Raw genomic sequence first — 18,449 nt, forward strand, 5'->3', positions numbered from 1 at the left:
GGTGCATATTGGAATGCCACAAACAGAAACCCCGGCACTTGGCCGGGGCTTCTTTACATCTTTACAACCTTACACCAGCGCAGCAATCGCCGCGTTGAGCGTGGCGCTCGGGCGCATGGCCTTGCTGATCAGTTCGGCATTGGCGTGGTAGTAACCGCCGATGTCCACTGGCTTGCCCTGAACGGCGTTGAGCTCGGCAACGATGGTTGCTTCGTTCTCGGTCAGGGTTTTGGCCAGAGTGCCGAACTGCGCTTGCAGTGCAGTGTCTTCGGTCTGGGCAGCCAAGGCCTGAGCCCAGTACAGCGCCAGGTAGAAGTGGCTGCCGCGGTTGTCGATGTTGCCGACTTTGCGCGATGGCGACTTGTTGTTGTCCAGGAACTGACCGGTGGCCTGGTCCAGGGTCTTGGACAGTACCAGCGCTTTCGGGTTGTTGTAGTTCACACCCAAATGCTCAAGGGAAGCGGCCAGGGCCAGGAACTCGCCCAGGGAGTCCCAGCGCAGGAAGTTCTCTTCCAGCAGTTGCTGAACGTGCTTCGGTGCCGAACCGCCGGCGCCGGTTTCGAACAGACCACCGCCGTTCATCAGCGGCACGATCGACAGCATCTTGGCGCTGGTGCCCAGTTCCATGATCGGGAACAGGTCGGTCAGGTAATCGCGCAGAACGTTGCCGGTCACCGAGATGGTGTCCTTGCCTTCACGGGTGCGCTGCAGGGTGAACTTCATCGCGTCGACCGGTGCCATGATCTGGATGTCCAGACCGGCAGTGTCGTGATCCTTCAGGTAAGCCTGAACTTTCTCGATCACTACGCCGTCGTGGGCGCGCATCGGGTCCAGCCAGAAAATGGCTGGAGTGGCGCTTGCGCGAGCACGGTTGACAGCCAGTTTGACCCAATCCTGGATCGGCGCGTCTTTGGTCTGGCACATGCGGAAGATGTCGCCGGCTTCAACAGCCTGCTCCATCAGCAGGGCGCCTTTGCTGTCGGTCACGCGAACCACGCCGTCAGCCTTGATCTGGAAGGTCTTGTCGTGGGAGCCGTACTCTTCGGCTTTCTTCGCCATCAGGCCAACGTTTGGCACGCTGCCCATGGTGGTCGGATCGAAGGCGCCGTTTACTTTGCAGTCTTCGATCACAGCCTGGTAGATGGTGGCGTAGCAACGATCCGGGATCACAGCCTTGGTGTCGTGCAGCTGGCCGTCGGTGCCCCACATCTTGCCGGAGTCACGGATCATGGCAGGCATCGAGGCGTCGACGATGACGTCGCTCGGCACGTGCAGGTTGGTGATGCCCTTGTCGGAGTTGACCATCGCCAGCGACGGACGAACGGCGTAGACCGCTTGAATGTCAGCTTCGATGGCAGCTTGTTGTTCGGCCGGCAGGGCCTTGATGCGGGCGTACAGGTCGCCGATGCCGTTGTTCAGGTTGAAGCCGATCTGCGCCAGCACTTCAGCGTGCTTGGCCAGTGCGTCTTTATAGAACTCGGCAACGATCTGGCCGAACATGATCGGGTCGGAGACCTTCATCATGGTGGCTTTGAGGTGCACCGACAGCAGCACGCCTTGTTGCTTGGCACTTTCGATTTCGGCAGCGATAAAGGCGCGCAGGGCGTTTTTGCTCATCACGGCGCAGTCGAGGATCTCGCCGGCCTGAACGGTGGTTTTTTCTTTCAGGACGGTGGTGGTGCCGTCTTTTGCGATCAGCTCGATCTTCACAGCGTCAGCGGCGTCGATCAGGGCAGCTTTTTCGCTGCCATAGAAATCGCCGGTGCTCATGTGTGCGACGTGAGACTTGGAGTCAGCAGCCCAGGCGCCCATTTTGTGCGGGTGCTTGCGTGCGTAGTTCTTGACCGACAGCGGTGCACGACGGTCGGAGTTGCCTTCACGCAGAACCGGGTTCACGGCGCTGCCCTTGATCTTGTCGTAACGGGACTTGGCTACTTTATCTGCGTCGCTGGTTACGGTTTCCGGGTAGTCCGGCAGCGCGTAGCCCTGGGCTTGCAGTTCTTTGATCGCGGCTTGCAGCTGCGGAACCGAGGCGCTGATGTTCGGCAGCTTGATGATGTTGGCTTCAGGCGTAACGGCCAGGTCGCCCAGTTCGGTGAGGTGGTCGGCTACGGCTTTGTCACCCAGTTGCTCGGGGAAGCTGGCCAGGATGCGCCCTGCAAGAGAGATATCGCGGGTTTCAACGGCGATATCAGCGGAGGCGGTGAAGGCCTCTACGATAGGCAGCAGTGAATAGGTGGCGAGGGCTGGGGCTTCGTCGGTGAAGGTATAGATGATCTTCGAGCGGTTGGGCATATTCGGATTAACTCTCTCTTCTCTTTGCTAAAGCGTGCGCAGAAACTCGAGGGGCGCCGGGTAAGCGCGTTCGTTCAAAGTCATCCATGAGCCGAATTTCGAGGTTTCTTCGCGGTGATGTTGGGTGCATCAGTAGAGCGTCAAGCAGTCGGACTGCGATAACAGTCCGGCTATGGGCGCAAAGTCTCGGCTACATTTGGGTAGCAAGGAGAGGTCGGCCATCGTGACCCTGTGGTCAGCGGGCGGCATTATACATAGGTAGCTGGCAATCTGCCGATGGTTCATGTGAATCGGTTCTCGTCCATTGGTCTAAAGGTCGCAGGGGCGAGGCGGGCGTAGAGTCATTCGTCGTGCTTGAATTTGGCGCTTTTCCCTTTGCTTTCAGGCTTGTAGCTCGCGATCTGAGCGGCTTTGCGGCTGATGGGTCTAACAGAGGGTTTGCGCGCAGATTTAACTGGGTTACGCTCGAACCAAGCCAGATGTTCAATCCAATCAATGGAGTTCAGCATGGGTTACAAGAAGATTCAGGTTCCAGCCGTCGGCGACAAAATCACCGTCAATGCAGACCATTCTCTCAATGTTCCTGATAATCCGATCATCCCGTTCATTGAAGGCGACGGCATTGGCGTCGACGTCAGCCCCGTCATGATCAAGGTTGTTGATGCTGCCGTAGCAAAAGCCTACGGGGGCAAGCGCAAGATTTCCTGGATGGAGGTTTACGCTGGCGAGAAAGCCACCCAGGTCTACGACCAGGATACCTGGCTACCCCAGGAAACCCTGGATGCCGTTAAAGATTACGTTGTCTCCATCAAGGGTCCGCTGACCACGCCGGTCGGTGGTGGTATCCGCTCGCTCAACGTTGCCCTGCGCCAGCAGCTGGATTTGTATGTATGCCTGCGACCTGTCGTGTATTTCGAAGGTGTACCGAGCCCGGTGAAAAAGCCCGGCGACGTCGACATGGTGATCTTCCGCGAGAACTCCGAAGACATTTATGCCGGTATCGAATGGAAGGCCGGCTCGCCTGAAGCCACTAAAGTCATCAAGTTCCTGAAAGAAGAAATGGGCGTCACCAAGATCCGTTTCGACCAGAACTGCGGCATCGGCATCAAGCCGGTATCGAAAGAAGGTACTGAGCGTCTGGTACGCAAGGCCCTGCAGTATGTGGTGGACAACGACCGCAAGTCGCTGACCATCGTGCACAAGGGCAACATCATGAAATTCACCGAAGGCGCCTTCAAGGACTGGGGCTATGAGGTGGCGAAAAACGAATTCGGCGCCGAGCTGCTCGATGGCGGCCCATGGATGAAATTCAAGAACCCGAAAACCGGCCGCGAAGTCATCGTCAAGGATGCCATCGCCGACGCCATGCTCCAGCAGATCCTGTTGCGTCCAGCCGAATACGATGTAATCGCCACGCTGAACCTTAACGGTGACTACCTTTCCGACGCCCTGGCGGCGGAGGTGGGCGGCATCGGTATCGCACCGGGCGCCAACCTGTCCGACACCGTAGCCATGTTCGAGGCCACCCATGGCACCGCACCGAAGTATGCCGGCAAGGACCAGGTCAATCCGGGGTCAGTGATTCTTTCGGCAGAGATGATGCTACGTCATCTGGGTTGGACCGAAGCGGCGGACCTGATCATCAAGGGCACCAACGGAGCTATCAAGGCCAAGACCGTGACCTATGACTTCGAACGTTTGATGGAAGGCGCCACACTGGTTTCGTCTTCCGGATTCGGTGAAGCGTTGATCAAGCACATGTAAGCGAGCGACAGGCGTACAAAACCGCCCGATTCAAATAATTGAGTCGGGCGGTTTTTTTATGACTGGATGACAGTGCGGTTTTAAACCGTCACAGTCTGTTGCGTGGCCGGGGTCGTGGCTTTCGAGGCATCCACAGGGGCGCCGATGTTGACGGCATGCAGGCCTTTTGGCCCCTGGATGATCTCGAACACGACAGCTTGCCCGGCTTTCAGGGTTTTATAGCCATCCATTTGAATGGCCGAGTAGTGGGCAAAGAGGTCTTCGCTCTTGCCATCCTCATTGATAAAGCCGTAACCCTTGGCGTTGTTGAACCATTTCACCTTGCCACTGACCTTCACGCCTGACATACCCATATCCCTCTGCAACAGACTCCATCACTGGAGTATCATCCAGTTCATCCGCAATCACTTCTTCGAAAAAAGTTGATTCCGCGGACCTTTTTTACCCATTGTGGGCTCTATTGGTTGTAACACCGTTTTGCCGATAGTCAAGGCGACCCGGCAGTCGGAGTTGAAATCGGCCAGAAACGCCCCCACCACTGTATTTGCACAACTGACGAACCTTTCTTTCCATGCATGCAATCAGCCAGATTCGACTAACATTCAATCAGGATCGCCCGTTTCTCCAGAAAGATCGCCCGGAGGAACACGACGACGATTCCGCAGGCATTGCTGTTCAGGAGGCCAAGCCTGCTTTACAGGCGCCGCCGATGTACAAGGTGGTTTTGTTTAATGATGACTACACACCGATGGATTTCGTCGTCGAAGTGCTCGAGGTGTTTTTTAACCTGAATCGCGAGCTGGCGACCAAGGTCATGCTGGCCGTCCATACAGAAGGACGGGCAGTATGTGGAGTGTTTACCCGCGACATCGCCGAGACCAAGGCCATGCAGGTCAACCAGTACGCCAGGGAAAGCCAGCATCCGCTACTCTGTGAAATCGAGAAGGACGGTTAATCGCCGGACACTTGGGTATGAGGTGAAGCTATGTTAAACCGCGAGCTCGAAGTCACCCTCAATCTTGCCTTCAAGGAGGCACGTTCGAAGCGTCATGAGTTCATGACCGTCGAGCATCTCCTGCTGGCCCTATTGGACAATGAGGCTGCCGCCACTGTTTTGCGTGCGTGCGGCGCAAACCTCGACAAACTCAAGCATGACCTGCAGGAGTTCATTGACTCCACCACGCCATTGATCCCCGTGCATGACGAGGATCGCGAAACCCAGCCAACCCTGGGCTTCCAGCGTGTCCTGCAACGTGCTGTGTTTCACGTACAGAGCTCGGGCAAACGCGAAGTGACTGGCGCCAATGTGCTGGTCGCGATCTTCAGTGAGCAAGAGAGTCAGGCAGTGTTCCTGCTGAAACAGCAGAGCGTTGCCCGTATCGATGTCGTCAATTACATCGCCCACGGCATTTCCAAGGTGCCGGGGCACGGCGATCACTCAGAGGGCGAGCAAGATATGCAGGACGACGAGGGCGGTGAGTCTTCTTCTTCAAGCAATCCTCTGGATGCTTATGCCAGCAACCTCAACGAGCTCGCGCGCCAGGGTCGTATCGATCCATTGGTAGGCCGTGAGCTGGAAGTCGAGCGCGTTGCGCAGATCCTGGCGCGCCGTCGCAAAAACAATCCGCTGCTGGTGGGCGAAGCAGGCGTGGGTAAAACCGCGATTGCCGAAGGCCTGGCCAAGCGCATTGTCGACAACCAGGTGCCGGACCTGCTGAGCAACAGCGTCGTCTATTCCCTGGACCTTGGTGCCTTGCTCGCAGGCACCAAGTACCGCGGTGATTTCGAGAAGCGCTTCAAGGCGTTGCTCAATGAGCTGAAAAAACGTCCACAAGCGATCCTGTTCATCGACGAGATCCACACCATCATCGGTGCGGGTGCTGCGTCCGGTGGCGTCATGGATGCCTCGAACCTGCTCAAGCCACTGCTGTCGTCCGGCGATATCCGGTGCATCGGCTCGACTACCTTCCAGGAATTTCGCGGAATCTTCGAAAAGGACCGTGCTTTGGCCCGGCGCTTCCAGAAGGTCGATGTGTCGGAGCCTTCGGTGGAAGACACCATCGGTATCCTGCGTGGCCTGAAGGGGCGCTTCGAAGCTCATCACAATATCGAATACAGCGATGAAGCCCTGCGTGCTGCTGCCGAGCTGGCCTCGCGCTACATCAATGACCGGCACATGCCGGACAAGGCTATCGACGTCATCGACGAAGCGGGTGCCTATCAACGCCTGCAACCGATCGAGAAGCGCGTAAAACGCATCGAAGTGCCTCAGGTCGAAGACATCGTCGCGAAAATCGCGCGGATTCCGCCTAAGCACGTCACCAGTTCAGACAAAGAGCTGCTGCGTAACCTTGAACGTGACCTGAAGTTGACGGTGTTCGGACAGGATGCGGCGATCGACTCTCTGGCGACCGCGATCAAGCTGTCCCGCGCTGGCCTCAAGTCGCCTGACAAGCCAGTCGGTTCGTTCCTGTTCGCAGGGCCTACCGGCGTCGGTAAAACCGAGGCGGCGCGGCAACTGGCCAAGGCGTTGGGTGTCGAGCTGCTTCGATTCGACATGTCCGAGTACATGGAGCGCCACACCGTATCGCGTCTGATCGGTGCGCCTCCAGGTTATGTCGGGTTCGATCAGGGCGGTCTGTTGACCGAAGCCATTACTAAGCAGCCGCATTGCGTGCTGCTGCTCGATGAGATCGAGAAGGCGCATCCGGAAGTCTTCAACCTGCTGCTGCAGGTCATGGACCACGGTACGCTGACCGATAACAACGGGCGCAAGGCGGACTTCCGAAACGTGATCGTCATCATGACGACCAACGCCGGTGCCGAGACTGCGGCGCGCGCTTCGATCGGTTTCACCCATCAGGATCACTCGTCCGACGCGATGGAAGTGATCAAGAAGAGCTTCACGCCTGAATTCCGCAACCGTTTGGACACCATCATCCAGTTTGGTCGCCTCAGTCATGAGGTTATCAAGAGTGTGGTGGACAAGTTCCTTATCGAACTTCAGGCGCAGCTGGAAGACAAGCGTGTATTGCTGGAAGTCACCGATGCTGCTCGCAGCTGGCTGGCAGCCGGTGGTTACGACGCGATGATGGGTGCTCGACCAATGGCTCGCCTGATCCAGGACAAGATCAAGCGTCCACTGGCGGAGGAGATTCTCTTTGGCGAACTGGCCGAACATGGCGGTGTAGTACACATCGACATCAAGGACGGCGAACTGACCTTCGATTTCGAGACCACGGCTGAAATGGCCTGACGTTAATCGCAACAAAGCAAAAAGGCGCCTTCGGGCGCCTTTTTGCTGTCTGGGGTGTGCGCAGGTTAAATGTGGGAGCGAGCAAGCCCGCTCCCACATTTAACCGAGTACATCAGGCAAATCCCAGGCAAACAAAAACGCCCGGCAAGGCCGGGCGTTTCGTGTTGACTTGCTTAGCGAGCGGGCCCTATCTCTGTAGGAGCGAGCTTGCTCGCGATGGTCGTCAACGATGAGGCGGGGAGTCTGACTTGACGCGGTGCTCTCAGGTTTTTCGCGAGCAAGCTCGCTCCTACCTTAGCGAGCGCGGTAAGTGATGCGCCCTTTGCTCAAGTCATAGGGCGTCAGCTCGACGCGCACTTTGTCACCGGTAAGAATACGAATGTAGTTCTTGCGCATCTTGCCGGAAATATGCGCGGTTACGACGTGCCCATTTTCCAACTCCACGCGAAACATGGTGTTGGGCAGGGTGTCGACGACAGTGCCTTCCATTTCGAAGCTGTCTTCTTTCGACATGCAGTAAAGCCCTCGGTGTCCAGTGAATGGCCCGGTGCAACTGCGCCAGGCAAAAGCGGCGTGCATTGTGCCCGAAAAGTGGGGTTCAAGCCAAGGGATTTAAGGGTGTGCTCTAGTTCAGGACGACCCAGCGCTGGTTAACCAGCAGCTCAATGGGACGATATTGGGTCTTGTAGCTCATTTTTTTGCAGTTTTTGATCCAGTAACCCAGATAGACCGCGTCCAGCCCCAGTCGCCGGGCCTCGGCGATTTGCCAGAGAATGGCGAAACGCCCCAAGCTGCGTCGCTCCTCGTCGGGTTCATAGAAGGTGTAGACCGCCGACAGACCGTTCGGCAGAAGGTCAGTCACGGCGATCGCCAACAGTCGGCCATCAAGCCGGAATTCGTAGAAACGTGAGAAGGGCAGGTCGCGTACCAGGAACGTCGAAAACTGATCGCGGCTGGGTGGATACATGTCACCGTCGGCATGGCGCTGTTCGATATAGCGCTGATAAAGATCGAAGTACTCTTCGCTGAAGCCTGGTTTTGCCGGGCGTACCTGCAAGTCGGCGTTGCGTTTGAAAATACGTTTCTGCTGACGGTTGGGGGTGAATTGCGCGACAGGGATGCGTGCCGGTACGCACGCATTGCAGTTCTGGCAATGGGGTCGATACAGGTGGTCGCCACTGCGACGAAAACCCATTTCCGACAGATCCGCATAGACATGCACATCCATGGGCTGGCTAGGATCGAGGAACAGGGTCGTGGCCTGCTCCTCAGGCAGATAACTGCAGGAGTGGGGCTGAGTGGCATAAAACTTCAAGCGCGCCAGCTCGGTCATGATCAACCCTCGGGATAGCTTTTGAGTAGGGGCGTCTGTAAGTGTAAGCCACGCGCGCAAAAGTCGCTCAGCAAACCCAGGTTGCGCGGCTGGGTTGATCCAGATACTGCGCCAGGTAGCCGGCAAACGCGCTGCGCGCAATCGCCCGGGCGCCCAGGCTTTGCAGATGGTCGGTGGGCATCTGGCAGTCGATCAGCACAAAACCCGAGTCTTTCAGATGCCGCACCAAGGTGGCAAAGCCATATTTGGAGGCGTTGTCGGCGCGACTGAACATGGATTCGCCGAAAAACAGCCGGCCCATCGCCAGGCCATAAAGTCCGCCAACCAGTTCGCCTTGGTCCCAGACTTCCACCGAATGCGCGTAACCGCGTTTGTGCAATTGCAGGTAGGCGTCCTGCATGGCTTCTGTTATCCAGGTGCCGTCGGCATATTCCCGCGGGGCAGCGCAGGCGCGGATGACCGCGGAAAAATCCTGATCGAAGGTCACTTGATAGCGTTGTTGACGCAGCAACTTGTTCAGGCTGCGGGAAACGTGCAGTTCGTCGGGAAACATCACGGTGCGCGGATCCGGCGACCACCAGAGAATCGGCTGGCCTTCCGAAAACCAGGGAAAGCAGCCGTGGCGGTAGGCTTGGATCAGCCGATCGGCAGACAGGTCGCCGCCAGCAGCCAAAAGGCCGTTGGGGTCGCGCATGGCTTTTTCCAGCGGCGGGAAAGTCAGGGAGTTGCGTTGTAACCAAGTCAGCATGGCGTCCGGGCTTGCAGAAGGGGAGGGTGGTGACGAGCGCAAGGCTCGCCACCCAGTGTGCCGTTAAACAGCGGGAATGTCGTCGAGGTATTTTTCCGCATCGAGGGCAGCCATGCAGCCTGCGCCAGCGGAGGTAACCGCCTGACGATAGACGTGGTCGGCCACGTCGCCAGCAGCAAACACGCCTGCAATGGCGGTGGCAGTGGCATTGCCTTCGCTGCCGCCCTTTACCAACAGATAGCCGTTATGCATTTTCAGTTGGTCGACGAACAGATCGGTATTGGGTTTGTGGCCGATGGCGATGAACACGCCGGTCAACGCCAGCTCCTTGATTTCGTCGGTATGGCTGTCGCGCAGGCGGGCGCCGGTCACGCCGCTGGCATCACCCAGCACTTCATCCAGATTCTGGTTCCAGTGCAGGCGGATATTGCCGTTGGCAGCTTTTTCGAAGAGTTTGTCCTGAAGGATTTTCTCCGAGCGCAGCTTGTCGCGACGGTGAATCAGATGAACTTCCTTGGCGATGTTCGACAGGTACAGTGCTTCTTCAACCGCCGTGTTGCCGCCACCGACTACAGCGACCACCTGATTGCGGTAAAAGAAACCATCGCAGGTGGCGCAGGCGGAAACCCCCTTGCCGGCAAACGTCTCTTCCGATGGCAATCCCAGATATTGCGCTGAAGCGCCGGTGGCAATGATCAGTGCGTCGCAAGTATAGGTGCCGCTGTCGCCGGTCAATTCGAATGGGCGTTGTTGCAACTTGGCCGTATGGATGTGGTCGTAGACGATCTGTGTGGCAAAGCGCTCGGCGTGTTTTTGCATGCGCTCCATCAGGATCGGGCCAGTGAGACCTTCGACATCACCTGGCCAGTTATCGACTTCGACGGTGGTGGTGAGCTGGCCACCTGCCTGTATGCCGGTGATGACAACGGGTTTGAGGTTGGCGCGGGCGGCATACACGGCTGCGCTGTAACCGGCGGGGCCAGAACCCAGAATGATCAGACGGTGATGTTGCGCTGCGCTCATAAATACACCTCATAAGCCTTTGTCACAAAAGAGAATGCATGCTCAAATTGAGCCGCATGCAATGTGCTTTTGACTATGCTACATCCAAGTGTTTCAAGCATGGCATCGAACGAACAAACCCGTACAATGCCTGGTTGTAACAGCGTTTGTAACAATGATTGTAAAAAGAGAAGCGTTGCGTCCCGGGTTTATAAAAGCCTAGGCGCAGTGTTAAAAGTAGTCCCAGTTGCGCCTGTTAACTTTGTTACCTGCCTGGATTGGGCAGTTTTTATAGTCAATCAACAGATGGACGCGCCCAAGGCGCAGGAATAGTAACGTTTTGAAGAAATCCACCGAAGCACCCAAATCAGTCGTTCCGCTCTGGCGCCAGCAATTGCACTACCGGCTCAAGGAAGGTGCATTGATCGCCATCGGCGCGTTGTGCCTGTTCCTGATGATGGCCTTGCTGACCTATGGCAAGGACGATCCGGGCTGGAGCCATAACAGCAAGATCGATGACGTGCAGAACTTCGGCGGACCGGCGGGCTCCTACAGCGCCGATATCCTGTTCATGGTGCTCGGTTACTTCGCCTATATCTTCCCGTTGTTACTGGCGATCAAGGCTTATCAGATCTTCCGTCAGCGCCACGAGCCGTGGCAGTGGAGCGGTTGGCTGTTTTCCTGGCGCCTGATCGGCCTGGTGTTCCTGGTGCTGTCCGGCGCTGCGCTGGCGCATATCCACTTCCATGCTGCGACCGGTCTGCCGGCCGGCGCTGGTGGTGCGCTGGGGGAAAGCCTGGGCGATCTGGCGAAGAATGCGCTGAATATTCAGGGCAGCACGCTGCTGTTTATCGCACTGTTCCTGTTTGGCCTGACGGTGTTCACCGACCTGTCGTGGTTCAAGGTGATGGACCTCACCGGCAAGATCACCCTCGACCTGTTCGAACTGTTCCAGGGGGCGGCCAATCGCTGGTGGGCGGCTCGTACCGAACGCAAGCAACTGGTCGCGCAATTGCGTGAAGTCGATGATCGTGTACACGACGTGGTCGCGCCGAGCGTCACCGACAGGCGTGAGCAGGCCAAGGTCAAGGAACGTCTGATCGAGCGTGAGCAGGCCCTGAGCAAGCACATGTCTGAGCGCGAGAAGCAGGTGCCGCCGGTAATTGCCCCGGCCCCAGCCCCAGCCCTGGCACTGGCCCCGGTCAAACCGGCAGCGGCGAGCAAGCGCGTGGAAAAAGAGAAACAGGCACCGCTTTTCGTCGACAGCGCCGTGGAAGGCACCTTGCCGCCGATCTCGATCCTCGATCCCGCGGAAAAGAAACAACTCAATTACTCGCCTGAATCCTTGGCTGCGGTCGGCCACTTACTGGAAATCAAGCTCAAGGAATTCGGCGTCGAAGTTACCGTGGATTCGATCCACCCGGGGCCGGTGATTACCCGTTACGAAATCCAGCCTGCTGCCGGGGTCAAGGTCAGCCGCATCTCCAACCTGGCCAAAGACCTGGCGCGTTCCCTGGCGGTGACCAGTGTACGTGTCGTGGAAGTGATTCCCGGCAAAACCACCGTCGGTATCGAGATTCCCAACGAAGACCGGCAGATCGTGCGCTTCTCCGAGGTGCTGGCAACCCCGAGTACGACAACTTCAAGTCGCCGGTCACCCTGGCCCTGGGTCACGACATCGGCGGCAAACCGGTCATCACTGACCTTGCGAAATGCCTCACCTGCTGGTGGCCGGTACGACCGGTTCCGGTAAGTCGGTGGGCGTGAACGCGATGATCCTGTCGATCCTGTTCAAGTCCGGCCCGGAAGACGCCAAGCTGATCATGATCGACCCGAAAATGCTCGAACTGTCGATCTACGAAGGCATTCCGCACCTGTTGTGTCCGGTGGTCACCGACATGAAAGACGCGGCCAACGCCTTGCGCTGGAGCGTCGCCGAGATGGAGCGGCGCTACAAGCTGATGGCGAAGATGGGCGTGCGAAACCTGTCGGGCTTCAACGCCAAGGTCAAGGAAGCCCAGGACGCCGGTGAGCCGTTGAGCGATCCGCTGTACAAGCGCGAAAGCATCCACGACGAAGCGCCGCTGCTGCAGAAGCTGCCGACCATCGTCGTGGTCGTCGACGAATTCGCCGACATGATGATGATCGTCGGCAAGAAGGTTGAAGAACTGATCGCGCGTATCGCCCAGAAGGCGCGGGCTGCCGGTATTCACTTGATTCTCGCGACCCAGCGTCCGTCGGTGGATGTGATCACCGGTCTGATCAAGGCCAACATCCCGACCCGTATGGCGTTCCAGGTATCGAGCAAGATCGACTCCCGGACCATTATCGACCAGGGCGGCGCCGAACAACTGCTGGGCCACGGTGACATGCTGTACATGCCACCGGGCACCAGTCTGCCGATTCGCGTCCACGGTGCTTTCGTTTCCGACGATGAGGTTCATCGGGTGGTGGAAGCCTGGAAGCTGCGCGGCGCGCCAGAGTACAACGACGATATTCTCAACGGTGTCGAAGAGGCGGGCAGTGGTTTTGAAGGTAGCAGCGGTGGTGGCGACGGCGATAACCCTGAGGCCGACGCGCTGTACGACGAAGCGGTGCAGTTCGTCCTGGAAAGCCGTCGCGCATCGATCTCCGCGGTTCAGCGCAAGCTGAAAATCGGCTACAACCGCGCTGCGCGCATGATCGAAGCCATGGAAATGGCCGGGGTCGTGACGTCCATGAATACCAACGGTTCGCGTGAAGTCCTGGCTCCTGGCCCAGTGCGCGACTGACCGGATTTTGAAAGGGCGGCGCTTTGATGCGCCACCCGCACTCCCACGAATGTTATGAGGACTCCCATGCGTCTTATCCGCATGCTGTTGCTGCCGGTACTGGCTTTGACCACGCTCTCGGCCCACGCCGATGACAAGGACGTGGCGCGTTTGACTCAACTGCTGGAAAAATCCCAGACCCTGACCGCGCGTTTCTCCCAACTGACTCTCGACGGCTCTGGCACCCAGTTGCAGGAAACCGCCGGCCAGATGTCGCTGCAGCGCCCTGGCCTGTTCTACTGGCACACCGATGCGCCTCAGGAGCAATTGGTGGTGTCCGATGGTAGCAAGGTCACCCTGTGGGACCCGGATCTGGAACAGGCGACCATCAAGAAGCTGGATGTACGCCTGACCCAGACCCCGGCCCTGTTGTTGTCCGGTGACGTGTCCAAGATCAACCAAAGCTTCGATATCAGCGCCAAGGAAGCCGGTGGCGTGATTGACTTCACCCTCAAGCCTAAGACCAAGGACACCCTGTTCGACAGCCTGCGTCTGTCGTTCCGTAATGGTCTGGTCAATGACATGCAACTGATCGACAGCGTCGGTCAGCGCACCAACATCCTGTTCACCGGCGTGAAGGCCAACGAGCCGATCCCGGCGTCCAAGTTCAAGTTCGACATCCCCAAGGGTGCAGATGTGATCCAGGAATAAAACGCAAAACCCTTGTAGGAGCGAGCTCGCTCGCGAAAACCCCAGTACGCCACGGGGTGTCAGGCATACCGCGTAATCGTTGGCGACCATCGCGAGCGTGCTCGCTCCTACAGGTATCGCGTTGATCGAATCAGGACCCAGTGAGGTTTCAACAGTAGTGATGGACCTGTTTCGCAGCACCCCGATCGCTCAGCCCTTGGCAGCACGCCTGCGTGCGACCAATCTGGATGAGTACGTCGGTCAGGAACACGTGCTCGGTCGCGGCAAGCCATTGCGCGAAGCCCTGGAGCAGGGTGCCCTGCATTCGATGATTTTCTGGGGGCCGCCGGGGTGGGTAAAACCACGCTGGCGCGGCTGCTGGCAGAAGTTTCGGAAGCGCACTTCGAGACGGTCTCTGCAGTGTTGGCCGGGGTCAAGGAAATCCGTCAGGCAGTGGAAATCGCCAAGCAGCAGGCCGCACAATATGGCCGGCGCACGATTCTGTTCGTCGACGAAGTGCACCGCTTCAACAAATCCCAGCAGGATGCATTCCTGCCATACGTCGAGGACGGCACGCTGATTTCATCGGCGCGACCACGGAAAACCCCTCTTTCGAACTCAACAACGCCTTGTTGTCCCGTGCCCGGGTTTATGTACTCAAAAGCCTGGACGAAACTGCCCTGCGCAAACTGGTGCATCGCGCGCTGACCGAAGAGCGGGGCCTGGGCAAGCGTAACCTGACTCTCAGCGACGAAGGTTTTCAGATGCTTCTGTCGGCTGCCGATGGCGATGGACGACGTCTGCTTAATCTGCTGGAAAACGCCTCGGACCTGGCCGAAGACAACAGCGAGATCGGCGTCGATCTGCTGCAAGTCTGCTCGGTGATACCCGTCGACGTTTCGACAAGGGGGCGAAGCCTTCTACGATCAGATTTCCGCGCTGCATAAATCGGTGCGTGGCTCCAACCCCGATGGCGCGTTGTACTGGTTTGCACGCATGATCGACGGCGGTTGCGATCCGCTGTACTTGGCCCGTCGCGTGGTGCGCATGGCCAGCGAAGACATCGGTAATGCCGATCCCCGCGCCCTCAGCCTGTGCCTGGCAGCGTGGGAAGTGCAGGAGCGCCTTGGCAGTCCCGAAGGCGAACTGGCAGTGGCGCAGGCCATCACCTATCTGGCCTGCGCGCCGAAAAGCAACGCGGTGTACATGGGCTTCAAGGCCGCCATGCGCAGCGCCACTGAGCACGGCTCGCTGGAAGTGCCGCTGCACCTGCGCAACGCGCCAACCAAGCTTATGAAGCAGTTGGGTTATGGCGACGAATACCGTTATGCCCATGACGAACCGGACGCCTACGCAGCCGGCGAAGACTACTTCCCGGAAGAACTGGACCCGCAACCTTTCTATCAGCCGGTGCCCGTGGCCTGGAGTTGAAGATTGGTGAAAAGCTCAATCATCTGGCGCAACTCGACCGTTTAAGTCCCCGGCAGCGGAGAAAATAGTGATTCAAACGATTCTTGCGGTGTCCGTCGCCGGCATCGCTGGTACATTACTGCGTTTCGCCACCGGCAACTGGGTCAACGCCCATTGGCCCCGGCATTTTTATACGGCGACCCTGGCGGTCAATCTGGTGGGCTGTCTGATCATCGGCGTGCTGTACGGGCTGTTTCTGACGCGCCCGGAAGTGCCGATCGAAATCCGCGCCGGCCTGATTGTGGGTTTTGTAGGGGTCTGACGACCTTTTCATCTTTTTCACTGGATACGCTGCGCTTGCTGGAAAGCGGGCAGGCACCGATAGCCTTCGGTTATCTGGCCATCAGCGTATTCGGCGGGCTGCTCGCCACTTGGGCTGGCCTGTCCTTGACCAAACTTTGATAAACGAGAGACCGACATGCTCGATTCCAAACTGTTACGTAGCAACCTTCAGGACGTAGCGGACCGCCTGGCATCCCGTGGCTATGCCCTGGATGTCGCGCGCATCGAAGCGCTGGAAGAACAGCGCAAGACCGTCCAGACCCGCACCGAAGCACTGCAGGCTGAGCGTAATGCGCGTTCCAAATCCATTGGTCAGGCCAAGCAGCGCGGTGAAGACATCGCGCCGCTGATGGCGGACGTCGAGCGCATGGCGGGCGAGTTGGCTGCCGGTAAAACCGAACTGGACGCGATCCAGAGCGAACTGGATTCGATCCTGCTCGGCATCCCTAACCTGCCGCACGAATCGGTGCCGGTTGGTGAAGACGAAGACGGCAACGTCGAAGTGCGCCGCTGGGGCACGCCGACCGCGTTCGATTTCCCGGTCCAGGACCACGTCGCCCTGGGCGAGAAGTTCGGCTGGCTAGACTTCGAAACCGCGGCCAAGCTGTCCGGCGCGCGTTTCTCCCTGCTGCGCGGCCCGATCGCCCGTCTGCACCGCGCGCTGGCGCAATTCATGATCAACCTGCACGTCACAGAGCACGGCTACGAAGAGGCCTACACGCCTTATCTGGTCCAGGCCCCAGCGCTTCAAGGCACCGGTCAATTGCCGAAGTTCGAAGCGGACCTGTTCAAGATCGCACGCGAAGGCGAAGCCGATCTGTACCTGATTCCGACCGCTGAAGTGTCGCTGACCAACATCGTCGCCGGCGAAATCGTCGATTCGAAACTGCTGCCGATCAAGTTTGTTGCGCACACGCCGTGTTTTCGCAGTGAAGCCGGTGCGTCGGGTCGCGATACCCGCGGCATGATTCGCCAGCACCAGTTTGACAAGGTCGAGATGGTCCAGATCGTTGAGCCATCGACCTCGATGGACGCGCTGGAAGGCCTGACCGCCAACGCCGAGAAAGTCCTGCAACTGCTGGAATTGCCATACCGCACCATCGCGCTGTGCACGGGCGACATGGGCTTCAGCGCGGTCAAGACCTACGACCTGGAAGTGTGGATTCCGAGCCAGGACAAGTACCGTGAAATTTCGTCGTGCTCCAACTGCGGCGATTTCCAGGCCCGTCGCATGCAGGCGCGTTTCCGCAACCCGGAACCGGCAAGCCGGAACTGGTACACACCTTGAACGGTTCCGGCCTCGCGGTCGGCCGTACCTTGGTGGCGGTGCTGGAAAACTACCAGCAGGCCGACGGTTCGATCCGCGTGCCGGACGTTCTGAAACCGTACATGGGTGGCCTCGAGGTCATCGGCTAAATGGACTATCTGCCGCTGTTCCATAACCTGCGCGGCAGTCGTGTGTTGGTTGTCGGTGGGGGGAAATTGCCTTGCGCAAATCCCGCCTGCTGGCCGATGCCGGTGCGCTGCTGCGGGTGGTCGCACCTGAAATCGAACAGCAATTGCGCGAACTGGTTGCCGCTAGCGGTGGAGAGTGCGTGCTGCGCGGCTACATCGAGGCGGATCTGGGCGGTTGCGGGCTGATCATCGCCGCCACCGACGATGGGGCGCTGAACGCACAAGTGTCCGCCGATGCCCATCGGCGCTGCGTGCCGGTCAACGTGGTCGACGCGCCAGCCCTGTGCAGCGTGATCTTCCCGGCGATCGTCGACCGCTCGCCGTTGATCATTGCCGTGTCCAGCGGCGGCGACGCGCCGGTGCTGGCGCGCTTGATCCGCGCCAAGATAGAAACCTGGATACCCTCCACATACGGTCAACTGGCCGGTCTGGCGGCGCGTTTTCGCCATCAGGTGAAAAACCTGTTCCCGGATGTGCAGCAGCGTCGTGCGTTCTGGGAAGACGTATTCCAGGGCCCGATTGCTGACCGGCAACTAGCCGGGCAGGGCGCCGAAGCCGAGCGTTTGCTGCAAGCCAAAGTTGATGGCGAGGCGCCAGTGGCGACCGGTGAGGTGTATTTGGTGGGTGCCGGGCCGGGTGATCCGGATCTGCTGACTTTCCGCGCCTTGCGCCTGATGCAACAAGCCGACGTGGTGCTGTATGACCGCCTGGTGGCGCCGGCCATTCTGGAGTTGTGCCGTCGTGATGCCGAGCGGGTTTATGTTGGCAAGCGCCGCGCCGATCACGCCGTGCCACAGGATCAAATCAACCAGCAATTGGTGGATTTGGCCAAGCAGGGCAAGCGTGTGGTGCGGTTGAAGGGCGGTGATCCGTTCATTTTTGGTCGTGGCGGTGAAGAGATCGAGGAACTGGCGGCCCATGGCATCCCGTTCCAGGTGGTACCGGGTATCACGGCCGCCAGCGGTTGCGCGGCCTATGCCGGGATTCCACTGACCCACCGCGATTACGCGCAGTCGGTACGTTTCATCACTGGGCACCTGAAGGACGGCTCCAGCGATCTGCCTTGGGCGGATCTGGTCGCGCCGGCGCAAACCCTGGTGTTCTACATGGGCTGGTGGGCTTGCCGATCATTTGCGAACAGTTGATCAAACATGGTCGCGGCGCCGATACCCCAGCGGCGTTGATCCAGCAGGGCACCACGGTCAATCAGCGGGTGTTTACCGGCACTCTGGCTGATTTACCTCGACTGGTGGCGGAGCATGAAGTGCATGCGCCGACGCTGGTGATCGTGGGTGAAGTGGTGCAACTTCGCGAGAAACTGGCGTGGTTTGAAGGGGCTCAGGGGCAGGTCTAAAGACCGCGTCGCTCCCTTCGCGGGCAAGCCTCGCTCCTACAGGTCCGTGT

At 58.7% G+C, this 18,449-nt stretch carries 10 protein-coding genes and 5 pseudogenes; 9 read left to right on the forward strand and 6 right to left on the reverse strand.

What is annotated here, in order from left to right:
- Window positions 1-69 precede the first annotated feature (69 nt).
- Window positions 70-2,295: an NADP-dependent isocitrate dehydrogenase gene (locus tag CES87_RS23315; RefSeq protein ID WP_128607942.1), complete on the reverse strand. Its 2,226-nt coding sequence runs from the start codon at window positions 2,293-2,295 to the stop codon at window positions 70-72.
- A 507-nt stretch (window positions 2,296-2,802) separates the two neighbouring features.
- Here CES87_RS23315 and icd point away from each other — a divergent pair.
- Complete coding sequence (gene icd / locus CES87_RS23320; protein ID WP_128607943.1) at window positions 2,803-4,059, forward strand: NADP-dependent isocitrate dehydrogenase; 1,257 nt, start codon at window positions 2,803-2,805, stop codon at window positions 4,057-4,059.
- Between the two features lie 80 nt (window positions 4,060-4,139).
- Here icd and cspD read toward each other — a convergent pair whose 3' ends face one another.
- Window positions 4,140-4,406, reverse strand: coding sequence for a cold shock domain-containing protein CspD (gene cspD, locus CES87_RS23325; RefSeq protein ID WP_141239472.1), 267 nt, complete (start codon window positions 4,404-4,406; stop codon window positions 4,140-4,142).
- Between the two features lie 224 nt (window positions 4,407-4,630).
- Here cspD and clpS point away from each other — a divergent pair, with 224 nt between their 5' ends.
- Both clpS and clpA read left to right on the forward strand, forming a co-directional pair.
- Window positions 4,631-5,014 (forward strand): ATP-dependent Clp protease adapter ClpS, encoded by a 384-nt coding sequence (clpS, locus tag CES87_RS23330; protein WP_008062017.1) that lies wholly within the window; start codon window positions 4,631-4,633, stop codon window positions 5,012-5,014.
- Window positions 5,015-5,044: 30 nt separating this feature from the next.
- Complete coding sequence (gene clpA / locus CES87_RS23335; protein ID WP_128607945.1) at window positions 5,045-7,315, forward strand: ATP-dependent Clp protease ATP-binding subunit ClpA; 2,271 nt, start codon at window positions 5,045-5,047, stop codon at window positions 7,313-7,315.
- 294 nt (window positions 7,316-7,609) lie between these two features.
- On the opposite strand, the gene infA is transcribed toward clpA, so the two are convergent.
- From infA to trxB, 4 genes are all read right to left on the reverse strand, one after another.
- Window positions 7,610-7,828, reverse strand: coding sequence for a translation initiation factor IF-1 (gene infA / locus CES87_RS23340; RefSeq protein WP_002553999.1), 219 nt, complete (start codon window positions 7,826-7,828; stop codon window positions 7,610-7,612).
- Between the two features lie 112 nt (window positions 7,829-7,940).
- On the reverse strand, window positions 7,941-8,648 hold the full coding sequence (locus tag CES87_RS23345; RefSeq protein WP_128607946.1) for an arginyltransferase: 708 nt from the start codon (window positions 8,646-8,648) through the stop codon (window positions 7,941-7,943).
- 67 nt (window positions 8,649-8,715) lie between these two features.
- Window positions 8,716-9,396, reverse strand: coding sequence for a leucyl/phenylalanyl-tRNA--protein transferase (aat, locus tag CES87_RS23350; RefSeq protein WP_128607947.1), 681 nt, complete (start codon window positions 9,394-9,396; stop codon window positions 8,716-8,718).
- Between the two features lie 63 nt (window positions 9,397-9,459).
- A complete protein-coding gene (gene trxB, locus CES87_RS23355; protein ID WP_128607948.1) occupies window positions 9,460-10,419 on the reverse strand; it encodes a thioredoxin-disulfide reductase in 960 nt (319 codons plus the stop codon).
- Window positions 10,420-10,738: 319 nt separating this feature from the next.
- Between trxB and CES87_RS23360 the strand changes: the two are divergent.
- The 6 genes and pseudogenes from CES87_RS23360 to cysG all read left to right on the forward strand — a co-directional run bounded on the left by CES87_RS23360 (window position 10,739) and on the right by cysG (window position 18,399).
- Window positions 10,739-13,169: pseudogene (locus tag CES87_RS23360) on the forward strand (DNA translocase FtsK).
- Window positions 13,170-13,235: 66 nt separating this feature from the next.
- Window positions 13,236-13,859, forward strand: a complete 624-nt coding sequence (gene lolA / locus CES87_RS23365; RefSeq protein WP_128607949.1) for an outer membrane lipoprotein chaperone LolA — start codon at window positions 13,236-13,238, stop codon at window positions 13,857-13,859.
- 160 nt (window positions 13,860-14,019) lie between these two features.
- Window positions 14,020-15,337 (forward strand): annotated as a pseudogene (locus CES87_RS23370) (replication-associated recombination protein A).
- Window positions 15,337-15,710 (forward strand): annotated as a pseudogene (crcB, locus tag CES87_RS23375) (fluoride efflux transporter CrcB). Before CES87_RS23370 ends, crcB begins: the two co-directional pseudogenes overlap by 1 nt.
- Before the next feature lie 16 nt (window positions 15,711-15,726).
- Window positions 15,727-17,006: pseudogene (serS, locus tag CES87_RS23380) on the forward strand (serine--tRNA ligase).
- Window positions 17,007-18,399: pseudogene (gene cysG / locus CES87_RS23385) on the forward strand (siroheme synthase CysG).
- Window positions 18,400-18,449 lie beyond the last annotated feature (50 nt).

Source organism: Pseudomonas sp. ERMR1:02 (assembly GCF_002277815.1).
GTDB lineage: Bacteria > Pseudomonadota > Gammaproteobacteria > Pseudomonadales > Pseudomonadaceae > Aquipseudomonas.